24 protein-coding genes and 4 tRNA genes are annotated in these 23,261 nt (G+C 73.1%); 26 read left to right on the top strand and 2 right to left on the bottom strand.

Going from position 1 to position 23,261, the window contains the following annotated elements; translation table 11 throughout:
- The first annotated feature begins 1 nt into the window (after window position 1).
- Window positions 2-886 (top strand): sigma-70 family RNA polymerase sigma factor, encoded by an 885-nt coding sequence (locus BMY88_RS05725; protein WP_211435513.1) that lies wholly within the window; start codon window positions 2-4, stop codon window positions 884-886.
- Window positions 887-929: 43 nt separating this feature from the next.
- Here the strand turns inward: BMY88_RS05725 and BMY88_RS05730 are convergent, their stop codons facing one another.
- The gene (locus BMY88_RS05730) at window positions 930-1,421 is read right to left on the bottom strand and encodes a YajQ family cyclic di-GMP-binding protein (protein WP_091941119.1); all 492 of its coding nucleotides are present in this window, start codon (window positions 1,419-1,421) and stop codon (window positions 930-932) included.
- Between the two features lie 91 nt (window positions 1,422-1,512).
- Here BMY88_RS05730 and BMY88_RS05735 point away from each other — a divergent pair.
- A tRNA-Tyr gene (locus tag BMY88_RS05735) sits at window positions 1,513-1,594 on the top strand.
- A gap of 68 nt (window positions 1,595-1,662) precedes the next feature.
- Here the strand turns inward: BMY88_RS05735 and BMY88_RS05740 are convergent.
- The gene (locus BMY88_RS05740) at window positions 1,663-2,100 is read right to left on the bottom strand and encodes a pilus assembly protein TadG-related protein (RefSeq protein ID WP_091941121.1); all 438 of its coding nucleotides are present in this window, start codon (window positions 2,098-2,100) and stop codon (window positions 1,663-1,665) included.
- A gap of 608 nt (window positions 2,101-2,708) precedes the next feature.
- Between BMY88_RS05740 and BMY88_RS05745 the strand changes: the two genes are divergently transcribed.
- The 24 genes from BMY88_RS05745 to BMY88_RS05860 all read left to right on the top strand — a co-directional run bounded on the left by BMY88_RS05745 (window position 2,709) and on the right by BMY88_RS05860 (window position 23,236).
- Window positions 2,709-5,246: a bifunctional diguanylate cyclase/phosphodiesterase gene (locus tag BMY88_RS05745; RefSeq protein ID WP_244524471.1), complete on the top strand. Its 2,538-nt coding sequence runs from the start codon at window positions 2,709-2,711 to the stop codon at window positions 5,244-5,246.
- Between the two features lie 66 nt (window positions 5,247-5,312).
- Window positions 5,313-5,385: transfer RNA gene (locus BMY88_RS05750), tRNA-Thr, on the top strand.
- Window positions 5,386-5,440: 55 nt separating this feature from the next.
- Window positions 5,441-5,514: transfer RNA gene (locus tag BMY88_RS05755), tRNA-Met, on the top strand.
- A gap of 97 nt (window positions 5,515-5,611) precedes the next feature.
- The gene (gene rpmG / locus BMY88_RS05760) at window positions 5,612-5,776 is read left to right on the top strand and encodes a 50S ribosomal protein L33 (RefSeq protein ID WP_091941123.1); all 165 of its coding nucleotides are present in this window, start codon (window positions 5,612-5,614) and stop codon (window positions 5,774-5,776) included.
- Between the two features lie 39 nt (window positions 5,777-5,815).
- Entirely contained in the window at window positions 5,816-6,262 is a 447-nt protein-coding gene (locus BMY88_RS05765; RefSeq protein WP_091941125.1) for an FAS1-like dehydratase domain-containing protein, read from the top strand.
- Window positions 6,259-6,681, top strand: coding sequence for a MaoC family dehydratase (locus tag BMY88_RS05770; RefSeq protein WP_091941127.1), 423 nt, complete (start codon window positions 6,259-6,261; stop codon window positions 6,679-6,681). The genes BMY88_RS05765 and BMY88_RS05770 overlap by 4 nt, the downstream gene beginning before the upstream one ends.
- 187 nt (window positions 6,682-6,868) lie before the next feature.
- Window positions 6,869-6,941: transfer RNA gene (locus BMY88_RS05775), tRNA-Trp, on the top strand.
- 145 nt (window positions 6,942-7,086) lie between these two features.
- Window positions 7,087-7,638 carry a preprotein translocase subunit SecE gene (gene secE / locus BMY88_RS05780; RefSeq protein WP_091941129.1) on the top strand — a complete coding sequence of 184 codons (552 nt, stop codon included), beginning with the start codon at window positions 7,087-7,089 and terminating at the stop codon, window positions 7,636-7,638.
- Window positions 7,639-7,678: 40 nt separating this feature from the next.
- Window positions 7,679-8,545 carry a transcription termination/antitermination protein NusG gene (nusG, locus tag BMY88_RS05785; RefSeq protein ID WP_170860977.1) on the top strand — a complete coding sequence of 289 codons (867 nt, stop codon included), beginning with the start codon at window positions 7,679-7,681 and terminating at the stop codon, window positions 8,543-8,545.
- 97 nt (window positions 8,546-8,642) lie between these two features.
- Window positions 8,643-9,074, top strand: coding sequence for a 50S ribosomal protein L11 (rplK, locus tag BMY88_RS05790; protein WP_091941132.1), 432 nt, complete (start codon window positions 8,643-8,645; stop codon window positions 9,072-9,074).
- A 143-nt stretch (window positions 9,075-9,217) separates the two neighbouring features.
- A complete protein-coding gene (gene rplA, locus BMY88_RS05795; RefSeq protein ID WP_091941134.1) occupies window positions 9,218-9,937 on the top strand; it encodes a 50S ribosomal protein L1 in 720 nt (239 codons plus the stop codon).
- Between the two features lie 389 nt (window positions 9,938-10,326).
- A complete protein-coding gene (rplJ, locus tag BMY88_RS05800; protein WP_091941136.1) occupies window positions 10,327-10,953 on the top strand; it encodes a 50S ribosomal protein L10 in 627 nt (208 codons plus the stop codon).
- Window positions 10,954-10,969: 16 nt separating this feature from the next.
- Entirely contained in the window at window positions 10,970-11,362 is a 393-nt protein-coding gene (rplL, locus tag BMY88_RS05805; protein ID WP_091941138.1) for a 50S ribosomal protein L7/L12, read from the top strand.
- 285 nt (window positions 11,363-11,647) lie between these two features.
- Window positions 11,648-12,772: an ABC transporter ATP-binding protein gene (locus BMY88_RS05810; RefSeq protein WP_091941140.1), complete on the top strand. Its 1,125-nt coding sequence runs from the start codon at window positions 11,648-11,650 to the stop codon at window positions 12,770-12,772.
- Entirely contained in the window at window positions 12,769-13,584 is an 816-nt protein-coding gene (locus BMY88_RS05815; protein WP_244524472.1) for an MlaE family ABC transporter permease, read from the top strand. The genes BMY88_RS05810 and BMY88_RS05815 overlap by 4 nt, the downstream gene beginning before the upstream one ends.
- 2 nt (window positions 13,585-13,586) lie before the next feature.
- Complete coding sequence (locus tag BMY88_RS05820) at window positions 13,587-14,456, top strand: MlaE family ABC transporter permease (protein WP_170860978.1); 870 nt, start codon at window positions 13,587-13,589, stop codon at window positions 14,454-14,456.
- Window positions 14,457-14,461: 5 nt separating this feature from the next.
- Window positions 14,462-15,841 carry an MCE family protein gene (locus BMY88_RS05825; RefSeq protein WP_244524515.1) on the top strand — a complete coding sequence of 460 codons (1,380 nt, stop codon included), beginning with the start codon at window positions 14,462-14,464 and terminating at the stop codon, window positions 15,839-15,841.
- Window positions 15,838-16,875 (top strand): MCE family protein, encoded by a 1,038-nt coding sequence (locus BMY88_RS05830; RefSeq protein WP_091941144.1) that lies wholly within the window; start codon window positions 15,838-15,840, stop codon window positions 16,873-16,875. Before BMY88_RS05825 ends, BMY88_RS05830 begins: the two co-directional genes overlap by 4 nt.
- Window positions 16,875-17,906, top strand: a complete 1,032-nt coding sequence (locus BMY88_RS05835) for an MCE family protein (RefSeq protein WP_091941652.1) — start codon at window positions 16,875-16,877, stop codon at window positions 17,904-17,906. Before BMY88_RS05830 ends, BMY88_RS05835 begins: the two co-directional genes overlap by 1 nt.
- On the top strand, window positions 17,903-19,159 hold the full coding sequence (locus tag BMY88_RS05840; RefSeq protein ID WP_091941146.1) for an MCE family protein: 1,257 nt from the start codon (window positions 17,903-17,905) through the stop codon (window positions 19,157-19,159). Before BMY88_RS05835 ends, BMY88_RS05840 begins: the two co-directional genes overlap by 4 nt.
- A complete protein-coding gene (locus tag BMY88_RS05845; RefSeq protein ID WP_244524473.1) occupies window positions 19,156-20,310 on the top strand; it encodes an MCE family protein in 1,155 nt (384 codons plus the stop codon). Before BMY88_RS05840 ends, BMY88_RS05845 begins: the two co-directional genes overlap by 4 nt.
- On the top strand, window positions 20,307-21,584 hold the full coding sequence (locus BMY88_RS05850) for an MCE family protein (protein WP_170860979.1): 1,278 nt from the start codon (window positions 20,307-20,309) through the stop codon (window positions 21,582-21,584). Before BMY88_RS05845 ends, BMY88_RS05850 begins: the two co-directional genes overlap by 4 nt.
- 73 nt (window positions 21,585-21,657) lie before the next feature.
- Window positions 21,658-22,434: a hypothetical protein gene (locus tag BMY88_RS05855; protein ID WP_091941150.1), complete on the top strand. Its 777-nt coding sequence runs from the start codon at window positions 21,658-21,660 to the stop codon at window positions 22,432-22,434.
- A complete protein-coding gene (locus BMY88_RS05860; protein WP_091941152.1) occupies window positions 22,427-23,236 on the top strand; it encodes a hypothetical protein in 810 nt (269 codons plus the stop codon). Before BMY88_RS05855 ends, BMY88_RS05860 begins: the two co-directional genes overlap by 8 nt.
- Window positions 23,237-23,261 lie beyond the last annotated feature (25 nt).

Consider the following 23,261-nt stretch of genomic DNA (forward strand, 5'->3'; position numbering starts at 1 on the left):
GGTGACCGAGGACGCGGCGCGGGCCGACCTGCTCCTGGCCGAGCGCTTCGAGGCCCACCGCCGGCACCTGCGAGCGGTCGCCCAGCGGCTGCTCGGGTCCGCGGACGAGGCGGACGACGCCGTCCAGGAGGCCTGGCTGCGCCTGCAGCGGACCGGTGCGGCCGGCGTCGACAACCTGGGTGCCTGGCTGACCGCGGTCGTCGGGCGGATCTGCCTCGACGAGCTCCGGCGCCGGGCCGCCCGACGCGAGGAGTCGCTGGAGGCACGGGGGTCGGACCCCGGCGGCGGCCGCGAGCCGGAGGCCGAGGCCGTGCTCGTCGACGCCGTCGGCGGCGCGCTGCTCGTCGTGCTCGACACGCTGGCGCCACCGGAGCGGCTCGCCTTCGTGCTGCACGACCTCTTCGCCGTCCCGTTCGACGAGGTCGCCGTGGTGCTCGACCGCACGCCGGCCGCGGCCCGTCAGCTGGCCAGCCGTGCCCGGCGCCGTGTGCGGGACGCTGCGCCGGGCGCGACCGCGGTCGCGGACGCCGGGCGTCGCCGGGAGGTGGTGCAGGCGTTCCTGGCCGCCGCTCGCGGAGGCGACCTGACGCGGCTGCTGGCCGTGCTGGACCCGGACGTCGTGGTCCGCGCCGACGCCCCGGTCGCGGCGCTGGGGGGCGTCGATCGGCTCGACGGCCGCGACGCGGTCGCTCGTGCCTTCCTCGGTGAGGCGCATGCAGCGCGCGCCGCGCTGGTCGACGGGGTCCCCGGGGCCGTGGTCGTGTCGGCCGGCCGGGTGCGCGCGGCGCTGGAGTTCACCGTCTCCGGCGGTCGGGTGATCGCCGTCGAGGTCGTCTCCGACCCGGTCGCGGTGGTCGCCCTCGACGTCGTCCTGCTGGAGCACTGACCCGGGAGCCCCGCCGTCGTGCGCGGCTCCCGGGTGCGCCGGCTCAGCGGTAGTTGTCGAACTGCAGGGCGACGTCGAGGTCGGCGCCGCGCAGCAGCTGCTGCACCGCCTGGAGGTCGTCCCGCTTCTTGCCGCTGACCCGGAGCTGGTCGCCCTGGATCTGGGCCTGCACGCCCTTGGGGCCCTCGTCGCGGATCAGCTTGGCGAGCTTCTTGGCGACGTCGGACTCGATCCCCTGCTTGATGCGGGCGGAGATCTTGTACGACCGGCCGGAGGCCTGCGGCTCGTCGGCGTCGAGGGCCTTCAGCGAGATGCTCCGCTTGATCAGCTTCTCCTTGAACACCTCCAGCGCGGCGCTGACCCGCTCCTCGGTGTCGGCGCTGAGGGTGACCCCCTCCTCGCCGGCCCAGGCGATCGAGGCGTTGGTGCCCCGGAAGTCGAACCGCTGGGACAGCTCCTTGGCCGCCTGGTTCAGCGCGTTGTCCACCTCCTGCCGGTCGACCTTGCTGACGACGTCGAAGGACGAGTCGGCCACGTCCCCACCTCTCTCCTGCGGCCCGCGGTCCACCGGTGGGGTCCGGCGGACGGACGGAGCCCGTCTTGTACTCTTCCCCGGGTACCACCACGGCGGGTTGCCCGAGTGGCCAATGGGAGCGGACTGTAAATCCGTCGGCTTAGCCTACGAAGGTTCGAATCCTTCACCCGCCACCGGTACATCGACGGCCCCCGACCTCGCGGTCGGGGGCCGTTCGCCGTCCGGGGCCGCTCGAGCCCGCTCAGGGGACGGTCGGGGCCCGGGCTCCGGCGACGGCGGTGCGCTCCAGCGGCTGCCCGCCGAGGAACAGCCAGCCGAAGGCGATCTCGACGTGCCGGGTGCAGCGCACCGTCACCTCGGCGCCGTCGGTCTCCGCCGACCAGGAGTCCAGGGTGGTGCCGCCGTCGGCCAGCGAGTCGGCGACCGCCGCCTGCGCCCCGGCCCGCGTGAGCGGCAGCGTGCCGTCGGGGATCCCGCCCGCGTAGACGGCGGCCTCGTCGGCCTGGTTCGCCGCGGCCAGGGCCGCCGCGTCGCACACCGACTGCAGGGACTGCTGCTCGAGGAAGGCGTCGGAGGCGGCCACCGCACCGAGCGCCATCAGCGCGGCGACGAGCCAGCAGACCAGCACCAGGGGCAGGGACGAACCCCGTTCGGTCGCCGACCCGTCAGTCTCCCGCACGCGGCGCAGCGTAGGTGGCCGTCCACCGGTTGTGGACAGGGCTGGGGACGGGTGTGGACGACGGACCTCGTACCCGCGCGTCCCATGGGCACCACCTGTGGACGGTGCGCCAGATCCCAAAGGCCCCGTTCGTCACGCAAATGGATGACCCACACGTGAACTTCTGTGACACACCGTAACGACATAACGGTTCGTCACTCTCTCGTGATTGTCGGTGCTTGCCCCGTTCGGGTGACGGGAAGCAATGTCCCGGGTGCGGTCCGTACACCGAATGACGCTCTGTCCCCGCGCCCCGGGTGCCAGCCCGCATCGAAGAAACAGTTCTTCATGCCTGAGGAGGCGTCATGAGCACGCAGCGTGGAACGGGTCGCGGGACGATGTGGGGTCGCGGGACGATGTGGGGCCGCGGGACGATGTGGGGCCGCGGCACCATGTGGGGTCGCCAGGCGGGCTGAGCGCTCGCCGGGGGGGTGTCTCCCCCCGGCGCCTCGAGCTGGGGTGGTCGGCCCGGTGCCGACCACCCCCTTCGGGGTGCTCACGTTCCCCGGCGTGCTCACGCGCTGTTAGCCTCGGCGCCGCTCTAGTCCCTCCAAGTGAGTCGGGTGCCGGTGACCATCTCCGAGGCTGCGCGCGCGGGATCAGCGAGGCCTCTCCCGCTGCCCGCCGTCGCCCTGGTGGGCGGGTCGCTGGCCGCCGTGCTGGCCGCCCTCGTCTTCCCCTTCGCGCCGGCCGGGCTGCAGTGGATGCCGCTGCTGCTCGTCACCGTCGCGTTCGTGATCACGGAGAGTGTCCAGCTCCGGTTCGACTTCCGGCAGCAGACCGTCCGCTGCTCGGTCAGCGAGCTCGGCCTGGCCATCGGCCTGGTGCACCTCGGCGGCGTCTGGATCGCCGTCGCCCGGATCCTGGCCCTCGCCGTCACCTTCGTCCTGCGGCCGTACTCCCCGGTCAAGGCCTGCTACAACGCCGCGGTCGCGGTCGTGGAGGCCGCCGTCGCCGTCGCCGTCCTGGCGCTCCTTCCCTTCCCGGCGCTGACCGAGCCGGTGGCGTGGGTGTCGCTCGCGGTCGCCGTCCTCGTCGGCGACATCGCCAGCGCCTCGATGGTCGGCCTGGCCATCCGCCTCACCGGCGGCCGGCCGGGGCGGCAGTACTGGCAGGAGCAGCTGCTGCCGATGGTCGCCGTCGGCCCCTTCGCAGTCTCCGTCGCCATCGTCGCCATGCTGCTGGTGCCCCTCACCGCGTGGGCCGCGGTGCTCATGCTCCCGGTCGCCGCCGCGGTCGTGCTGCTGTTCCGGCGGTTCGCCGCGGTCTCGCACGAGCGGCGCACCGTCGAGCAGGTCTACGACTTCGCTCGCCGGATCGAGGGCCTGAGCCCCGACGCCGCCGGCACCCACGAGCTGGTCGCCGCCGTGCGGGAGCTGCTGAACGCCGAGCGGGTCGCCCTGTGGCTGCCGCCGTACCTGGACCAGGAGCCGCGCCTGGTCGTCGACGCGGAGGACGGCGTGGCCTGGTACGACGGCCCCGGCGACCCCGAGGACCTGATCCGCCGGCGCGCCGTGGACCCGGGGGCCGTGGGCCCCGTCCTCGTCGCCGCGACCCGCGCGGACGGTGCCGAGCAGGCGGCGCTGGGCCGCCGCGGCGCCCACGAGGTGCTCGGTGCGCCCGTGGCGACCGCCGCCGGCGAGCCCGGCTACCTCGAGGTGTGCGACCGGCGCAGCGACCTGGTCAGCTTCGCCGACGACGAGCGCGCCGCCCTCGACTCGATGCTCACGCACGTCAACGCGGCGATCCGGCAGCAGCAGCTGCTCACCCAGATCCGCTACGACGCCGACCACGACCGGCTCACCGGCCTGCCCAACCGGCAGCGGCTGGTGGCCGAGATCGATCAGCTGCTGGCGGCCGATCCCGCCACTACGCGCGCGGGGCTGATCCTCGCCTCGCTGGCCAACCACACGGAGATCGTCGACACCCTGGGGCACGCCGCCAGCGACGAACTGCTGCTGGTGACGGCGGGGCTCCTGCGCGAGCACGCGCCGCCCCAGGCCGTGCTGGCCCGGATGGAGGGCGAGCAGTTCGCGGTCCTGCTGCCCGGGCTGTCCCTGGCCGCCACCGAGCGGGCCGCCCGGCGGCTGCGCGAGGCGACCTCCACCCGCGCCCGGGTGGCCGGCCTGGACCTCGAGGTCTCGCTGACCATCGGCGTCGCCGCCGCTCCGGTGCACGGCATGGATTCCGGAACGCTGATGCAGCGGGCCGACGTCGCGCTGCTCGCGGGCGCCGCGGGCAAGGGCGTGGCCAGCTACCACCCGGTGCTGGACCAGCAGAGCCTGCGTCGCCTGCAGCTGGGCACGGAGATCGAGCAGGCCATGGCCGACGGCCAGATCACCGTGGTGTTCCAGCCGATCATCGACGCCCGGACATCCGACATCGTCTCCGTGGAGACGCTCGTGCGGTGGGCCCATCCCCGCTACGGCGCCGTGGCCCCGGACGAGTTCATCCACCTCGCCGAGCAGATCGGCCGCATCGGGCCGCTCACCGACCACGTCCTGGACCTCGCCCTGGCGCGCTGCCGGCGCTGGCTGGACCAGGACATCTCGCTGTCGGTGTCGGTCAACCTCTCCGCGCGCTGCCTGACCGAGCCCGACCTGGTCGAGCGGGTGGCGCGTGCCCTGCGCCGGCACGGCGTGCCGGGGGAGCTGCTGATCCTGGAGCTGACCGAGGGCAGCGTGGTCGACGACTCGGTCCGCAGCAGCACGGTCCTCGCCGACCTGCACGCCCTCGGGCTGCGGCTGTCGATGGACGACTTCGGCACCGGCTACTCGTCCCTGTCCCAGCTGAGGCAGCTGCCGATCGACGAGGTGAAGATCGACAAGTCCTTCGTGCTCGGCATGTCCACGAGCCAGGGCGAGTCCTTCATCGCCCGGTCGATCATCGAGCTGGCCCACAACCTCGGCCTGCGGGTGGTGGCCGAGGGCGTCGAGGACGAGCTCACGCGCAACGCGCTGGCCGAGATGGGGTGCGACAAGCTGCAGGGCTTCCTGGTCAGTCGCCCGCTGGCCGACGACCGGCTGGAGAGCTGGCTGCTGACGCGGGCGGGCGTCCGGTCGGCGGCGCCCGGGGCCACCCACCGGCGGCTGTTCGTCCGCGCGTGACCCGCCCGCCCCCCTGCGGCGTCGCCCGGAACGAGTCGGGTAGAGTTCTCGACGGCTCCGGCCACCGCCCCTTTAGCTCAGTCGGCAGAGCGTCTCCATGGTAAGGAGAAGGTCTACGGTTCGATTCCGTAAAGGGGCTCGTACCAATCAGTGACCACCGGTCCGGTCGCGAGACCGGGCCGCACGGTCATCCCGGCGGTGTAGCTCAGCCTGGTAGAGCAAGCGGCTCATAATCGCTGTGTCACCGGTTCAAGTCCGGTCACCGCTACTCATGACGGACCCCGTGCCAGGGGTCCGTCGTCGTGTGGGCAGACCGCCCGCACCCGGGCCCCCGGGCCCGTCCCACAAGGCTAGGAGAAGCACCCATGGCAGCCACCGACGTCCGTCCGAAGATCACCCTGGCCTGCCAGGAGTGCAAGAACCGCAACTACATCACCCGCAAGAACCGGCGCAACGACCCCGACCGGCTCGAGCTGAAGAAGTACTGCCCGCACGACCGCAAGCACACCGTGCACCGCGAGACGCGCTGACCGGGTAGCTCGCAGGCAGACGCCGAGAGGGCGGGGAGCATGACGCTGGACGCAGGACTGGTCGGGCGCAGCTACCCGCCCTCCGCCGTCTACGAGGTCGGCCGGGTGGCGATCGCCGCGTTCGCGGCCGCCCTGGGGTCGGCCGATCCGGTGCACCTCGACGCGGAGGCGGCCCGCGCGGCCGGGCACCCCGACGTGATCGCCCCGCCGACGTTCGCCATCGCGCTCACGCTCGCCGCGGCCGGTGTCGTGGTCGAGGACCCCGAGGTCGACCTGGACTACAGCCGCGTGGTCCACGGGGAGCAGCGGTTCGTCCACCACCGGCCGATCCGGGCCGGGGACCGGCTGGTCGCGACGCCCTCGATCGAGGCCGTCCGCAGCGTCGCCGGCAGCGACCTGCTGACCACGCGCGTCGACGTCGCCACCGAGGACGGCGAGCCGGTGTGCTCGGCCACCTCCCTGCTGGTCGCCCGGGGCGCCTCGTGACCGTGCGCGCGGCCGACGTCGTCGTCGGCACCGAGCTGCCCGAGCGCACGTTCGCGGTCACCCGCGCCGACCTGGTCCGCTACGCGGGCGCCTCCGGGGACTTCAACCCGATCCACTGGAGCGACCGGATCGCCGCCTCCGTCGGGCTGCCCGGTGTCATCGCCCACGGGATGCTGACGATGGGCCTGGCCGGGCGCGCGGTCACCGACTGGACCGGGGACCCGGCCGCCCTGGTCGAGTACCAGGTCCGCTTCGGCCGGCCCGTGGTGGTGCCCGACGACGACGCCGGCGTCGAGGTCACCGTCCGCGGCCGGGTCGCCGCCCTCCTGGACGAGGGGCGCGCCCGGGTCGACCTGACCGTGACCAGCGGCGGCGAGAAGGTCCTGTCGCTGGCCCGGGCCGTCGTCCGCCTGCCCTGAGTCCGCGGCGGCTCGCGCGCCCGATCGGGACCGGGGCGTTCGCCCCCCGTCCGGCCGGTCCCGTACACTCGACGTCCTGGGGTGTTCGACCCCGCCACCGGCGTGCCCCGGATCCCCTCGGGGACCCGGTGCCCGCGCGAGGCGAGGCGCCCCCCGGGCCCAGCTCAGGGCAGTCGTCCCGGGCACTAGGGGTGTAGCTCAATTGGCAGAGCAGCGGTCTCCAAAACCGCAGGCTGCAGGTTCAAGTCCTGTCACCCCTGCCCGTGCCGCCGGCGACCTGGCCGGCGACCAGCACGCACAGGTTCCACGCACGAACGACCAGGCACGGCACCACGGCACCACACCGGTCCAGCACACCGGCCGCTCCCCGCGGCCGGGGCCACCACGACGAGGCAGCGAGGCGCAGTGAGCGACGAGAAGCGCGGACGCGAGGACGACCCCCGCCCCGCCTCCGACGCGACCGACGAGCAGCTCGACGCCGAGGCCCCCGGGGTCGAGGACGCCGGTGAGCTGGAGGCCGCCGAGGACGCGATCGCCGAGGAGGCCGAGTCCGCCGAGGACAAGGTCGTCTCCCGTCCCGCGCGCCGTCGCGGCGGCCGCATCACGGCCGACGACGAGGACGAGGACGACGACGAGCCGGTCGCGCCCCGCACCCGCCGCCCCGCCCGCGAGCGGAGCTCCACCCGGCCCGCCGGCCGCGACCGCTCCACCGAGGGGTCGGGCACCCGCTCCCGGGCAGCCGCCGAGCGGGCCCGCGCCTCGGAGCTGCGCGAGCGCCGCAGCCTCCGGCGCTTCCTCCGCGAGGTCGTGGCCGAGCTGCGCAAGGTCATCTGGCCGGGCCGGCGCGAGCTGATCACCTACACGACCGTCGTGATCGTCTTCGTGGCGTTCATGGTGGCCCTGGTCGCCGGCCTCGACCTCCTCTTCGCGCAGGGCGTGCTCGCCGTCTTCGGCTGACCGACCCCGCCCGCCGCACACGACGCAAAGGAAGCAATTCGTGACCGACCCCCGCGAGTCCATCGAGATCGACAGCGCCGTCCCGTCCATCGACCTGGACGACGAGCGCGTCGGCGAGTTCGGCAGCGTGGACACCGAGACCGGCGCCGGCGAGACCGGTGCGGCGGAGGGCAGCTCGGACACCGTCGACCAGGACGCGGCGCCCGAGGCCGCCGACGAGGCCCCCGACGTCGAGGGCGACGACCCCGATGCCGTTGCCGCCGACGCGCCGGCCGCGGAGCCGGAGGAGGACGCGGACCCGATCGAGGCGCTGCGCAACCGGCTGAAAAGCCAGTTCGGCGACTGGTACGTCATCCACTCCTACGCCGGCTACGAGAACAAGGTGAAGACCAACCTCGAGTCGCGCATCCAGTCGCTGGACATGGAGGACTACATCTTCCAGATCGAGGTGCCCACCGAGGAGGTCACCGAGATCAAGAACGGCAAGCGCACCCAGGTCAACCGGAAGAAGCTGCCCGGTTACCTGCTGGTGCGCATGGACCTCAACGACGAGTCCTGGGGCGCGGTGCGCAACACCCCCGGCGTGACCGGGTTCGTCGGCGCCACCTCGCGGCCCTCGCCGCTGTCGATCGACGACGTCGTCAAGCTGCTCGCCCCGCCCGCGACGCCGCAGACGGCCAAGGTGGCCGAGCCGGGTGCCACCGGCGCCGCCGCGACCGCAGCCCCCACCACCCTCGTGGACTTCGAGGTCGGCGAGTCGGTCACCGTCATGGACGGGCCGTTCGCCACGCTGCCGGCCACCATCAACGAGATCAACGCCGAGCAGCAGAAGCTGCAGGTGCTGGTCTCCATCTTCGGGCGCGAGACGCCCGTCGAGCTGTCGTTCACCCAGGTCAGCAAGTTGTAGGTGGAGGACCCCCCGCCCCCCGCGCTCGGCGCGGGACCTGCGAGGGGGCCTTCCAGCCGAGATCCACCGCCCCACGTCACGACGAAGAAGGAATGTCATGCCCCCCAGGAAGCGGTTGACCGCGGTCATCAAGCTCCAGATCAACGCCGGTGCGGCCACCCCCGCGCCGCCCGTCGGTCCGGCGCTCGGCCAGCACGGCGTCAACATCATGGAGTTCTGCAAGGCGTACAACGCCGCGACCGAGTCGCAGCGCGGCAACGTCGTCCCGGTCGAGATCTCGGTCTTCGAGGACCGCTCGTTCACCTTCATCACCAAGACCCCGCCGGCGGCGCGCATGCTGCTCAAGGCCGCGGGCGTCGAGAAGGGTTCCGGCGAGCCGCACAAGACCAAGGTCGCCACGGTCACCCGTGACCAGGTCCGCGAGATCGCGCAGACCAAGATGGCCGACCTCAACGCCAACGACCTGGACGAGGCCGAGAAGATCATCGCCGGCACCGCCCGGTCGATGGGCATCACCGTCCAGTACTAGGACCCCGCTGCCCCCCGGTCCACGCTCCGCGCGGACCGGGTCCCTGCACCGGGAAAGCTCCAGCACGTCACCACCGTGGGAGGGCCTCGCCAGGCCCGTTCACCACGCGATCCCCGCCACCCGCGCGGGCGAGAGGAACCACCATGGCGAAGCACGGCAAGAAGTACCGCGAGGCGGCCTCGAAGGTCGACCGCGACAGTCTGTACAGCCCGCTGCAGGCGGCCGGCCTGGCGAAGGAGACGTCGCCGACCAGCTACGACGCCACCGTCGAGGTGGCCATGCGGCTGGGCGTCGACCCCCGCAAGGCCGACCAGATGGTCCGCGGCACCGTCAACCTGCCCCACGGCACCGGCAAGACCGCCCGCGTCATCGTGTTCGCGACCGGTGACAAGGCCGCCGAGGCCGAGGCCGCCGGCGCCGACGTCGTCGGTTCCGACGACCTGATCGAGCGCATCCAGGGCGGCTTCCTGGACTTCGACGCCGCGATCGCGACGCCGGACCAGATGGCCAAGGTCGGCCGGATCGCCCGCATCCTCGGCCCTCGTGGCCTGATGCCGAACCCGAAGACCGGCACCGTGACCCCCGACGTCACCAAGGCCGTCAACGACATCAAGGGCGGAAAGATCAACTTCCGCGTCGACAAGCAGGCCAACCTGCACCTGGTGATCGGCAAGGCGTCCTTCGACGAGGCCAAGCTGGTCGAGAACTACGCGGCCGCCCTCGACGAGGTGCTGCGGGCCAAGCCCTCGTCCGCCAAGGGTCGCTACCTGCGCAAGGTGACCATCTCGACCACCATGGGCCCCGGCATCCCCGTCGACCCGAACCGCACCCGCAACCTGACGGTGGACGAGCCCACCGCCTGACGAAGGACCCCGTCCAGGCTCACCCCGCGCACGCTCGGAGTGAGCCTCTGGACAGGGCCACCGGGGCCCCGCCGCGCGATGCGCGGCGGGGCTCCTGCGCGTCCGGGCGCGGGAGGACCGCCGGCCGCGGACCCGGCCGGGGGGTAGCGCGCGGCGCGTGTACGCTGGTGCCCGTTCCCCCCACGACCGCTGGTCGTCGCACGTCCGCGTGCGATCGAAGGTCCCGGATCCGCCGGGCGCCCGCGCAGGAGGACGGTTCGATCGCCGGGCGCCGTGCGCCCAGCCTCGCCCCGTGCGCCCTGCGCCGGGGCGTTCGTCGTCTCCAGGCCCCTCGTTCGTCCGTCGTCGTGCACCGTCCGGTGGTCACCCGACAGACGAGAGGAGGCCCCGTGCCCACACCGGCCAAGGCCGCGGTGATCGACGAGATCACCGAGCGGTTCCAGAAGTCCAGTGCGGCAGTGCTCACCGAGTACCGCGGGCTCACCGTGGCGCAGCTGACCCAGCTGCGCCGTTCCCTCGGTGCGGGCAGCAGCTACGCCGTCGTCAAGAACACCCTGACGAAGCGGGCGGCGGACTCGGTCGGTCACACCGACCTGGGCCCGCTGCTGAACGGCCCGACCGCCATCGCCTTCATCGAGGGCGATGTCGTCGAGGCCGCCAAGGCCATCCGTGACTTCGCGCGCGCCAACCCGATGCTCGTCGTCAAGGGCGGCGTCGTCGAGGGCCGCACGGTCACGCCCGCCGAGGTCACCGCGCTCGCGGACGTCGAGCCGCGCGAGGTGCTCCTGGCCAAGCTGGCCGGCGCGATGAAGGGCAACCTGACCAAGGCCGCCGGCCTGTTCCAGGCCCCGCTGTCGCAGGTCGCCCGCCTGGCCGCCGCCCTGCAGGAGAAGAAGGAGTCCGCCGAGGGCTCCGCCGCTCCTGCCGCCGACGCACCTGCTGCTGACACCACCACGGCCGACCCGGCCACCACCGACACCGCTGACGCCGCTGACGCCGCGGCCAGCACCGACTGACCAGAAGGAGACGACCATGGCCAAGCTTTCCACCACGGACCTGCTCGACGCGTTCAAGGAGATGACGCTGCTCGAGCTGTCCGAGTTCGTGAAGCAGTTCGAGGAGACCTTCGAGGTCACCGCGGCTGCTCCGGTCGCCGTCGCGGCCGCCCCGGCCGCCGGTGGCGGCGGCGGTGGCGCCGAGGAGGCTGCCGAGCAGGACGAGTTCGACGTCATCCTCGAGAGCGCCGGCGACAAGAAGATCCAGGTCATCAAGGAGGTGCGCGGTCTGACCTCGCTCGGCCTCAAGGAGGCCAAGGACCTGGTCGACGGCGCGCCGAAGCCGGTCCTGGAGAAGGTCGCCAAGGACGCCGCCGAGAAGGCCAAGGCCGCTCTCGAGGGCGCCGGCGCCACCGTCACCGTCAAGTGACCCCCGCCCGGCGCACCGTCGCCGGGTAGCACCACCGCAGCACCGCAGAGGCCGTCCTCCCCCACGGGGAGGGCGGCCTCTGCGCGTTCGGGTGAACGCCCCGATACCCGCGCCACGGTCGGCCCGTGACGTACGTAACCTCTCGCCGGGCCGCTCGTTACTCGCTGGTAGGTCCGGGCCTCGGGGCTCTGACGTGCGGGAAGTCCGGCAGGACCGCAGAATTCCGGAGCCCGCGCCGATCTTGGGCGGTGACCGGCAACGGAGCTGGGGAACGGGAGGGTCGACGTGGGCGTCGAGGTCCGGGTCGAGGGGCTGACGAAGTCGTTCGGCAGTCAGAACATCTGGAGCGACGTCACGCTCACCCTGCCGCCCGGCGAGATCTCGGTGCTGCTCGGTCCCTCGGGGACCGGCAAGTCGGTCTTCCTCAAGTCGCTGGTCGGGCTGCTCAAGCCCGAGCGGGGTTCGATCGTCATCAAGGACACCGACATCGTCCGGACCAGCGAGCACCGCCTCTACGAGGTGCGGAAGCTGTTCGGTGTGCTGTTCCAGGACGGCGCGCTGTTCGGCTCGATGAACCTGTTCGACAACATCGCCTTCCCGCTGCGCGAGCACACCAGGAAGAGCGAGAGCGACATCCGCTGGATCGTGCTCGAGAAGATGGACATGGTCGGCCTGCAGGGCGCCGAGGGGAAGCTGCCGGGAGAGATCTCCGGCGGGATGCGCAAGCGGGCCGGCCTGGCGCGGGCGCTCGTGCTGGACCCGGAGATCATCCTGTTCGACGAGCCGGACTCCGGGCTGGACCCGGTCCGCGTCGCGTACCTGAACCAGCTCATCGTCGACCTGAACGCCCAGATCGACGCCACGTTCCTCATCGTCACGCACGACATCGGGACCGCCCGCACCGTGCCGGACAACCTCGGCCTGCTCTTCCGCCGGCACCTGGCCATGTTCGGCCCGCGCGAGCAGCTGCTGACCAGCCAGGAGCCGGTGGTACGCCAGTTCCTCAACGGCCGGCGCGAGGGCCCGATCGGCATGAGCGAGGAGAAGGACGTCGCCCAGGTCGAGGCCGAGATGGCGGCCCTGGAGGCGCGCGGCGGCGACCAGCACAACGGCGTCGGGCCCAAGGGCGCCTCCGGTGGGGACGCCGTCCCGCCCCAGCTCGAGCCCTCCCCGGGGCTGCCCGAGCGGCAGGCGCAGCGGCGGCGGCAGGAGCGCGTGGCGCGGATGCTGCACGAGTTCGACCCGGCGACCGCCCAGGCCATCCGCGCCAGCCTGCCCGAGGACCTGCTGGCCCAGGCCGACGCGGGCGTCTTCGCCCCGACCCCGCTCGCGGGCGGCCGGCACTGGGCCGCGGAGTCGGCGCCGGCCGGGGGCGCCGCCGTGCTGCCCGGGCCGCGGGGCCGGTCGTGACGGACGGCGAGAAGCCGAAGGCGCCGGGCCTCCTCGACGGGAAGCTCTCGCCCCTGCGGCCGCTGCGGGCCAGCGGCAACCTGTTCGCCTTCGCCCTGGACGTGGCGCGGTCCCTGCCCCGGCGGCCGTTCCAGTTCCGGGAGTTCGTCCAGCAGACCTGGTTCGTCGCCAGCGTCACGATCCTGCCGACCGCGCTCGTCGCGATCCCCTTCGGCGCGGTCATCGCGCTGCAGCTGGGCTCGCTCACCCGACAGCTGGGTGCCGAGTCGTTCACCGGGTCGGCGTCGGTGCTCGCCGTGCTACGGGAGGCCAGCCCGATCGTCACGGCGCTGCTCATCGCCGGCGCCGGGGGGTCGGCCATCTGCGCCGACCTGGGCGCCCGCAAGATCCGCGACGAGATCGACGCCATGGAAGTGCTGGGCATCAGCCCCATCCAGCGCCTCGTCGTGCCGCGCGTGCTCGCCGCGATGGTCGTGGCCACCCTGCTCAACGGGCTGGTGAGCGTCGTCGGCGTCGCCGGTGGCTACTTCTTCAACGTCGTCCTGCAGGGCGGGACGCCGGGCGCCTACCTGGCCTCGTTCGGGGCGCTGGCGCAGGTCGAGGACTTCTGGTCCGGTGAGGTCAAGGCGCTGGTGTTCGGGCTGATCGCCGGCATCGTCGCCTCCTACAAGGGCCTGAACGCCGGGGGCGGGCCCAAGGGCGTGGGCGACGCGGTCAACCAGTCGGTGGTCATCACGTTCCTGCTGCTGTTCGCGGTCAACTTCGTCATGACGGCCGTGTACTTCCAGCTCGTCCCGCCGAAGGGGCAGTGACGGTGGCGCTGCTGAGCCCCGTCGACCGGATCCGCGTCGGCGTCCGCAAGGCGGTCCGCGGGATCTACCGGCGGCCGCTGGACACCCTCGACGACCTCGGCGACCAGCTGGGCTTCTACGGGCGGGCGCTCGCCTGGACGCCGCGCACGCTGCGCCGGTACAAGAAGGAGGTCGCCCGGCTGCTGGCCGAGGTGACGTTCGGGACCGGCGCGCTGGCGGTCATCGGCGGCACGGTCGGCGTGATCGCCTTCCTGTCCTTCTTCACCGGCACCGAGGTGGGCCTGCAGGGGTACGCGGCCCTGGACCAGTTGGGCACCTCGGCGTTCACCGGCTTCCTCTCGGCCTACTTCAACACCCGGGAGATCGCGCCCCTGGTCGCCGGCCTGGCCCTGTCGGCCACCGTCGGCTGCGGCTTCACCGCCCAGATCGGCGCCATGCGGATCAACGAGGAGATCGACGCCCTCGAGGTCATGGGCGTCCCGTCCCTGCCGTTCCTGGTGACCACCCGGATCGTCGCCGGCTTCATCGCCGTCGTCCCGCTCTACGTGATCGGGCTGCTCAGCAGCTACTTCGCCACGCGCACGATCACCACCCAGGCCTACGCCCAGTCCGCGGGCACCTACGACCACTACTTCAACCTGTTCCTGCCGCCGCAGGACGTCCTGTGGTCGTTCGTCAAGGTCCTCGTGTTCGCCGTCGTGATCATCCTGAGCCACTGCTACTACGGCTACCGCGCCGCCGGCGGCCCGGCCGGGGTGGGCCTGGCCGTGGGCCGCGCCGTGCGGTTCTCCATCGTGGCCGTGATGGTCATCGACCTGTTCCTGTCCCTGGCCATCTGGGGCTCCACGACGACCGTCCGGATCGCGGGGTGAGCGGCATGTCGCGGGCGGCGGTCGTCCGCCGGCGCCTGCAGGGGCTGGCCTTCCTCGTCGTCCTGGCCCTCCTGCTCGGGCTGACGGTCGCGCTCTACACCAAGGCGTTCGTCGATGTCGCGCGCGTGACGCTGGAGACCGACACCGTGGGCAACCAGCTGCGGGAGGCCTCCGACGTCAAGGTGCGCGGCATGATCGTCGGCGAGGTGCGCGAGGTGGAGGCGAGCACCGACGGCGCGCGGATCGAGCTCGCCATCCGGCCCCAGTACCTCGAGCAGATCCCGGCCGACGTCTCTGCCCGGCTGCTGCCCAAGACCCTGTTCGGCGAGCGGTACGTCTCCCTCGTCCTGCCCGAGGAGCCCTCCGCCGAGCGCCTCGCCGACGGCGACGTGATCGGCCAGGACCGCACGGAGAACGCGATCGAGCTCCAGCGGGTGATCGACGACCTGCTGCCGCTGCTGCAGGCGGTGCAGCCGCAGGACCTGAGCTACACCCTCGCCGCCGTCGCCGACTCGCTGCGCGGCCGGGGGGAGCGCCTCGGCGAGAACCTCGTCGCGGTGGGCGAGTACGCCCAGGAGATCACCACCGCGCTGCCGCAGTTGCAGGCCGACATCTCCGCCCTCGCCGACTTCGCCGACACCTACCGGTCGGCCGCCGACGACCTGCTCGCCGTGCTCGACAACCTCTCGGTCACCGCCGACACCCTCGTCGACCAGTCCGAGCAGCTGCGCCGCACCTTCGCGGTGGTGGACGGCGCGTCGACCACGGCCGCGGAGTTCCTCGAGCGCAACGAGGCCAACCTGATCTCGCTCGCCGCCACCTCGCGGCCGGTCCTCGGGTTGTTCGCCGAGTACTCGCCGATCTACCCGTGCGTGCTGAACGGGCTCTCCCGGTTCAACCCGATGATCACCGAGGCCTTCGGCGGGGACGGCGACCCGTCGCTGAACCTGAACATCGTGGTGACCCTCCCGCCGCGCAATCCGTACCAGCCCGGCGACCAGCCGGCGTACCTCGACAGCTCCGGCCCCGACTGCCAGGGCCTGGACGACATCGACGGGCTCATCGCCGCCGCCGAGCGGGGGGAGTACTACTGCCCGGCCCCGCCGGACGACGGCGTGGACTCGGTGGACAACCCCTACACGGGCAACCCGGCCTGCCTCGGCGGCCGCGGGCCCGACGACATCCCCGCGGGGGCAGGGGACCCCAACCCCGGCGCGGCGGCCGGCGACGCGGTGCCCGGCCAGCTGGCCGGGTCGACCGCGGAACTGGACTTCGTGCGCAGCCTGCTCGGCTACCAGACCGGCACCGACCCCGACGACGTCACCGACCTGGCCGCCTCGGCCCTGACGCCGCTGCTGCGGGGGGCCCAGGTGCTGATCCCGTGACGTCCCTGGTCGGGCCGCTGACGAAGCTGGCCGTCTTCGCGCTGGTCACCGTCCTGGCCAGCTACGTGCTGGTCGCGACGATCAGCAACGCCGGGTACGGCGAGCAGCAGAGCTACCGCGCCCGGTTCACCGACGTCGCCGGCCTCGTCGAGGGCGACGAGGTGCGCATCGCCGGCGTGCGGGTGGGCCAGGTGACCGGCATCGGGCTCGCCGAGGGCCGCGAGACGCCGGTCGCCGAGGTCGAGCTCGAGGTGGACTCCGACGTCCCGCTGCCCACCGGCGTCGAGGCGACGATCCGCTACCGCAACCTCGTCGGGCAGCGCTACATCGCGCTCACCGAGGGCGAGGGCTCATCCGGCGCCACGCTGGACGAGGGCGACACCATCCCGCTGGCGCAGACCCGGCCGGCGCTGGACCTGACCACCCTCTTCGGCGGGTTCCAGCCGCTGTTCCAGGCGCTCTCGCCGACCGACGTCAACCGGCTGTCGTTCGAGATCATCCAGGTCTTCCAGGGCGAGGCCGGGACCGTGGAGAGCCTGCTGGGACACGTCGCGTCCCTGTCGACGTCGCTGGCGGACCGGGACGCCGTCATCGGCAGCCTGATCGACAACCTGACGACGGTCATGGGCACGGTGGCCGCCCGCGACGAGCAGCTGTCCTCGCTGGTGGTGAGCCTGCAGCAGTTCGTCACCGGGCTGTCCGAGGACCGGCAGGCGATCTTCGACTCGCTCCAGACGATCGACACGCTCGCCGCAACCACGACGGACTTCCTGGTCCAGGCCCGCGCGCCGCTGACGGCCGACATCCAGGCGCTCGGGGAGCTCGCCGGCAACCTGGCCGACACCGGGGACGTCGTGGAGGACTTCCTGCAGCTCGCGCCCACCAAGATCGACCTGATCACCCGGACCGCGGTCAACGGCAGCTGGTTCAACTTCTACGTCTGCGGGGCGTCGGGCTACGTCGTCCTGCCCGGGCAGACGCAGGGGTCGCAGATCCCGGCGGGCGGCCTGGCCGCGGGCTCGGAGGGGTGCTGATGGCCCGCCACCCCAAGCCCTTCCGCGACCGCAATCCCGTGGTCATCGGGGCGGTCAGCCTCACCACGATCGTGGTGCTCGTGCTGCTGGCGTTCAACGCCCGGTCCCTGCCGTTCATCGGCGGCGGCACGGTGTACTCCGCGCAGTTCTCCGAGGCGGCCGGCCTGCGCCCGGACGACCCGGTCCGCATCGCCGGCGTCAAGGTGGGCCAGGTCGAGGAGCTGCGGCTGGCCGACGGAGCGGTGACGGTGGAGTTCCGCGTCGAGGACGCCTTCGTCGGCGACCGGTCCCAGGCGGCCATCCGCATCGAGACGGTGCTGGGCGCCAAGTACCTGGCGCTGGTGCCGCGCGGCACCGAGGAACTCGACCCCGACGACGCGATCCCGCTGGAGCGCACCGCCTCGCCCTACGACGTCGTCGAGGCCTTCGCCGACCTGTCCACCACGGTCGAGGAGATCGACACCGGGCAGCTGGCCGCCTCGTTCGAGGTGCTGGCCGAGACGTTCGCCGAGACCCCCGACGAGGTGCAGGCCTCGCTGCAGGGCCTGGCCCGCCTGTCGGACACCATCGCCTCGCGGGACGCCGAGCTCGAGCGCCTGCTGTCGGCGACCCGCGACGTCACCGCGGTCCTCGCCGACCGAAACGGCGAGTTCACCCGGCTGATCGTGGACTCCAACACCCTGCTGACCGAGGTGCAGGCCCGGCGGCAGCTCATCGACTCGATCCTGACCAACACCCAGCTGCTGTCGGACCAGCTGACCGGGCTGGTGGGAGACAACCGCGAGGCGCTGACCCCGGCGCTGCAGCAGCTGGCGACCGTGACCGACATCCTGTCCCGGAACCGGGTCGCCCTCGGGGAGACCGTGGAGAACTTCGCCCCGTTCGTGCGGGTCTTCACCAACACGCTCGGCAGCGGGCGGTGGTTCGACAGCTTCGTGGACAACCTGCTGCCCGGTGTCGTGGCCTCGGTCGTCTGCGGCGGCACCGAGCTGGTGCCCGGCGGCCTCGTCACCTGTGACGGTGACGCGTGAGCGGATCCCTGCAGCGCGGTGTCGCGCTGGCCGCCGCGCTCGTCCTGGTCGGCGCGCTCGGCTGGACGGTGCTGCGGCCCGCCGACCGGTACCGGGTCACCGCGTACTTCACGCAGACCGTCGGCATCTACGAGGGCGGGGACGTGCGCATCCTCGGCATCGACGTCGGCGAGATCACCGGCGTCGTCCCGATGGGCGACCGGGTGCGGGTCGAGATGATGATCGACGAGGGCTACGACATCCCGGCCGACGCCGACGCCGTCATCCTCGCGCCGTCGCTGGTCTCCGACCGCTACGTGCAGTTCGCCCCCGTCTACAGCGGCGGGGAGACGCTGGCCGACGGTGCCGAGCTCGGGCTGGACCGCACTGCCACCCCGGTCGAGCTCGACGCGGTCTACGGCGCGCTGGACGAGCTCTCCGCCGCGCTCGGCCCGACCGGCGCCAACGCCGACGGCGCGCTCGACGACCTGCTGGAGACCGGGGCGGCCAACCTCGACGGCAACGGCGAGGCGCTCAACCGCACGCTGACCGGCTTCTCCCAGGCGGTCGAGACGCTCGCCGAGAACCGGGACGACCTCTTCGGCTCCATCGACGAGCTGCAGACCTTCACCACGGCGTTGGCGACCATCGACGCGCAGGTGGCCCGGTTCAACGACACCATGGCGGCGGTGGCCGACCAGCTGGAGGGCGAGCGGTCCGACCTCGCCCTGGCGGTGCAGCTGCTCTCGTCGGCCCTCGGGGAGATCGCGTCCTTCGTGCAGACCAACACCGACCTGCTCACCACCAACGTCGACCGGCTGGCCGAGGTCACGCTCACCCTCGTCCAGCAGCGGCAGGCCCTGGCCGAGATCCTCGACGTCGCCCCGGCGGCGCTGGGCAACCTCGCGCACACCTACAACCCCGACTACGGAACGCTGGACACCCGCGACAACTCGCTGGGCTCGACCAGCCCCGAGGTCATCGTCTGCCAGCTCCTGGGCACGGCGGGCCGGCTCAACGTCGCCGGCCTGTCGATCGACACGCTGACCGACTTCCTGAGCCTGCCGCCGACCGACCAGATCTGCCTGCGGCTGCTGTCGGGCGACCCCGGCAACGACGGGACGCTGGACGACCTGAACGGCAACGGGGTGCCCGACCTCGAGGAGCTCCTGGGCGTCCTCTTCGGGGGCGGCACGGCCGCCGGCGGGGGCGCCGGGGGGTTGCTCGACGGCGGCGTCCTGGGGCTGCCGGTGCTCGGCGGGGGCGCGTCGTGAGGGCCGGGGCCCGCCGGGCGGCCGCGCTGGCGGCCGGCATGCTGCTGCTCAGCGGCTGTGGCTTCCGCGGTGCCTACTCGCTGCCGCTGCCCGGCGGTGCCGACCTCGGCGACGACCCGTACACGGTGCAGATCGAGTTCCTCGACGTCCTCGACCTGGTCCCGCAGGCCGGCGTGCGGGTGGCCGACGTCGCCGTCGGCCGGGTCGACGGCATCGAGCTGTCCGACGACTGGACGGCGCTGGTCACCGTCGAGGTCGACGGGGACGTCGAGCTGCCCGCCAACGCCGTCGCCATGATCGGCCAGTCCTCGCTGCTGGGGGAGAAGTACGTCGAGCTCGCGGCGCCGGGCACCGAGGAGCCGCAGGGCCGCCTGGACGACGGCGCGCGGATCGGGCTGGACCGCACCAACCGCAACGTCGAGGTCGAGGAGCTGCTCGGCGCGCTGTCGCTGGTGCTCAACGGCGGCGGGCTCACCCAGCTGCAGACGATCAGCCGCGAGCTGGGGGTGGCGCTGGAGGGCCGGGAGGAGGCCATCCGCGACACCCTGGACTCCCTCGACGTGCTGATCGGCGGCCTGGACGCCCAGCGCGAGGAGATCGGCCGGGCGATCGACAGCGCGAACGCCCTCGCCGCGACCCTGGCCGCCCGCACCCAGACCATCGAGACGGCGCTGGACAGCATCGGGCCCGGCCTCGACGTCGTCACCGGCCAGCGCGACCTGCTCGTCTCGATGCTCGAGAGCCTGGCGCGGCTGGGCGAGGTGGGCACCCGGGTGATCAACCAGGCCGGGCAGAACACGGTCGAGGACCTGCGGCTGCTGCAGCCGATCCTGAGCCAGCTGGCCGCGGCCGGGCCGGACCTGGCCAACTCCCTGGACCTGCTGCTGACCTACCCCTTCCCGGCGAGCTCGGTCGAGGGCTGCCTCACCGGCGACCCGTGTCCGCTCAACCCGCGGTACGACGCCCGCACCGGCGGCTACGGCCTCTACGCCAACATGACCGCCACGCTCTCGCTGGACCTGCGCGAGCTGCTGTGCCGCTACGTCGTCGACCCGGTGACCGGCGGGCTGGAGATCCTCGATCCCGCGGCCCTGCCCGGCGGCGCCTGCGGCGTGCCGGGCAGCGCGCCCGGCAACGGAGGTCCGCCGTGATCCCGCGCAGGACCCGGCTGCAGCTGCTGGCCTTCGCCGTCGTCGCCCTGCTGGGCATCTCCTACGTCGGCTTCAACTATGTGGGCCTGGACCGGCTGCTGCTCGGCACGGGCTACGACGTGGAGGCCGACTTCGTCGACTCCGGCGGCATCTTCGTCAACGCCGAGGTGACCTACCGCGGGGTGGCGGTCGGCCGGGTCAGCGACATGCAGCTGACCGAGGACGGCGTCCGCGTCACGCTGACCATCGACCCCGACGCGGCCGACATCCCGGCCGACACCGACGCCGTAGTCGCCACCCGCAGCGCGGTGGGGGAGCAGTACGTCGACCTGCGGCCCGCGGACGACGACGGGCCGTTCCTCTCCGACGGCGCGGTGATCCCCGTGGAGCGCACGGCCATCCCCATCCCCGTCGAGCAGCTGCTGCTCAACGTCGACGAGCTGGTGAACTCGGTCGACCCCGAGGATCTGCGGGTGGTCGTGGCGGAGCTCGGCGACGCCTTCGAGGGGGCGGGCGACGACCTGGCGCGGCTGATCGACAACGGCGACCTGCTGCTGGCCCGGGCGCGGGAGTCGCTGCCGCAGACCCTGGCGCTCATCACCGACGGGCAGACCGTGCTCGAGACGCAGGTGGCGAGCCGCTCGGCGATCGAGCAGTGGGCGAGCGACCTGCGGGCGGTCAGCGACACCCTCGTCGACATCGACCCGGACCTGCGCGGCCTGCTGGTGAGCGCGCCCGGGGCGGGGGAGGCCCTGCAGCGGCTGCTGGACCGGGCCGGGCCCGGCCTGGGGTCGCTGGTCGACCACGTCGACGTCCTCAACGGGGTGACCATCCCGCGCCTGAGCGGCGTGGAGCAGCTGCTGGTGACCTACCCCGACGTCGTCTCCGGTGGGTTCACGGTCGTGCGGGACGACGGCGGCGAGATGCGGGCCCACTTCGGGCTCGTCCTCAACGTCGACGACCCGGCGGCCTGCACGAGCGGGTACGTGGGCACCGGCCAGGTCGACAGCCCGGACGACGTCCTGCGCATCGACACGGAGGCGATCCGCTGCCAGGTGGTCGACGGCGTCGACCCGAACCCGGGGGACGGGATCGACGAGACCGGCTCCGACCTGCGCGGCGAGCAGAACATCGGGCGCAGCGGGGGAGTGGGCCCCCCGGGGCCGCAGGGCCAGGTCGGGGCACTGCCCCCCGTCCTGGCGACGATCGACGAGCTGCTGACCGGCATCCTGGGCGGGCTCCCGTTCGCCGACACCCTCCTGGGGGGTCCGTGACGGCGAGGACATGCCCCCGCGCGGGAGGACCGCGCGCCGCCCGACCGATCCGCCCGACCGAGAGGACCCTGCCGTGAGCGACACCGCCCGGCCGCGCCCGAGCGCGCGCCGGCGTGCGCCCCTCCCCGCTCCGGTGGCCCGGGAGGCTGCGGGGTCGCCGGCGCGGGCCGCGGTCGCCGACGCCGGGATGCGACCGGACGGCGCCGAGGAGGAGGTCCCGGGCGCTCCGGACCCGACCCCGGACGACGGCGCCAGGGGCCTCCGGGCGGACGACCCGGCCGACCGGCCGGCCGGCGAGGGCACGACCGACGACGGGGAGGGCGACCGCGCCACGACGCCCCGGCGGCGGCGCCGCGCGATCGGCCTGCCGCTCGTGCCGGCGCTCGGGGTCCTGCTGCTGCTCCTGCTCGGGCTCAACGCCTACCTGCTGGCGCCGCGGCTGTTCGCGGAGGAGTCCTCGGTGCGGACCGGCACCTACGTCGACGTGCTCCAGGCGGCGCGCGCGAACGTCGTCGACCTCACCTCGTTCGACTACCTGACCATCGACGAGGACATCGAGCAGGCGCGGCGGGTCACCACCGGCGAGCTGACCGGGGAGACGGTGGGCTCGCTGGAGGACGCGCGGCAGGCCCTGGTGGACGGCCAGGCCGTGACCAGCACGGACGTGGTCGGTGCCGGGGTCACCCGGGCGACCGAGGACGAGGGGACGGTGGTGATGGTCATCTCGACGACCCGGCAGGGGAGCGGGGTGCCGGCCCAGGTGAGCCGCTCCCGCATCGAGGTGGACCTGCAGCGCGAGGGCGACCGGTGGCTGCTCTCGGCGATCCGGGGGACCGGTCCCGATGAGTGACGGCCCCGACGAGCGGCCCCGGCCCACGCCGCGCCCGCGGGCCTCGGCCGCCCCGCGCCCGAGCCCGCGGCCCCGCGTCGCCGGCAGCCGCCGCGAGCGGGACGAGGCGACCGCCGGGGAGGGCACGCGGCCGGCCCGGCCCAGCCCCCGTCCACGCAGCACCGCCGGCGCGGAGCCGCCGGCCACTCCGATCGAGAAGGCCCGCCCGGGGCGCGGGTCCCGTTCCGACCGCGAGCCCCGTCGCGCCCGTGACCACCGCGCCGCCCGGGCCCGCGGCCGGGTGCCCGTCGTCGCCGTCCTGTCGGTGCTCTGCGTGCTGGCCGCCGGCGCCGCGGCGCTGCTGTGGTGGCGCGGGCCGGACCGGACGCACGTGGATCCGGACCTCTTCACCGCGGCGCAGGAGAACGTCGAGGCGGTCTACCGCTACGACTACCGCGACTCGGCGGGCAGCGTGGCGGGCCAGCTCGACGTCCTCACCGGGGACCTGCGCAGCCGGTACGAGGCGGAGGCCGAGGGCGCGCTGATCGACACCTACGAGCAGGTCTCGGCCACCATTCGCTACGACGTCCGCGACGTCGCCGTGCAGCAGGTGGACGACGACCAGCAGGAGGCCACGCTGGTGGTCTTCGGCCAGCTGGTGGCGAAGTCGGTGAACTCCGGCACGCAGCCGGCGCCCGAGGGGAGCGAGTGCGTCGTGACCCCCGAGGGCGAGCAGTCCTGCGTGCGCACCGTGCAGATCCGCATGGTCCGGGCCGACGACGAATGGCGGATCAGCGAGCTGACCGTGCTCACGACCGGCTGAGGGCCGGTCACGCTCCGGCGTGGCG

The sequence above is a fragment of the Trujillonella endophytica genome (genome assembly GCF_900110555.1).
Classification (GTDB): domain Bacteria; phylum Actinomycetota; class Actinomycetes; order Mycobacteriales; family Geodermatophilaceae; genus Trujillonella; species Trujillonella endophytica.

Excerpts from the sequence above, each read along its gene's own strand:
- rpmG (WP_091941123.1), top strand. The coding sequence starts at position 5,612 with ATGGCAGCCACCGACGTCCGTCCGAAGATCACCCTGGCCTGCCAGGAG.
- BMY88_RS05765 (WP_091941125.1), top strand. The coding sequence starts at position 5,816 with ATGACGCTGGACGCAGGACTGGTCGGGCGCAGCTACCCGCCCTCCGCC.
- rplK (WP_091941132.1), top strand. The coding sequence starts at position 8,643 with ATGCCCCCCAGGAAGCGGTTGACCGCGGTCATCAAGCTCCAGATCAAC.
- rplA (WP_091941134.1), top strand. The coding sequence starts at position 9,218 with ATGGCGAAGCACGGCAAGAAGTACCGCGAGGCGGCCTCGAAGGTCGAC.
- rplL (WP_091941138.1), top strand. The coding sequence starts at position 10,970 with ATGGCCAAGCTTTCCACCACGGACCTGCTCGACGCGTTCAAGGAGATG.
- BMY88_RS05825 (WP_244524515.1), top strand. The coding sequence starts at position 14,462 with ATGTCGCGGGCGGCGGTCGTCCGCCGGCGCCTGCAGGGGCTGGCCTTC.
- BMY88_RS05835 (WP_091941652.1), top strand. The coding sequence starts at position 16,875 with ATGGCCCGCCACCCCAAGCCCTTCCGCGACCGCAATCCCGTGGTCATC.
- BMY88_RS05860 (WP_091941152.1), top strand. The coding sequence starts at position 22,427 with ATGAGTGACGGCCCCGACGAGCGGCCCCGGCCCACGCCGCGCCCGCGG.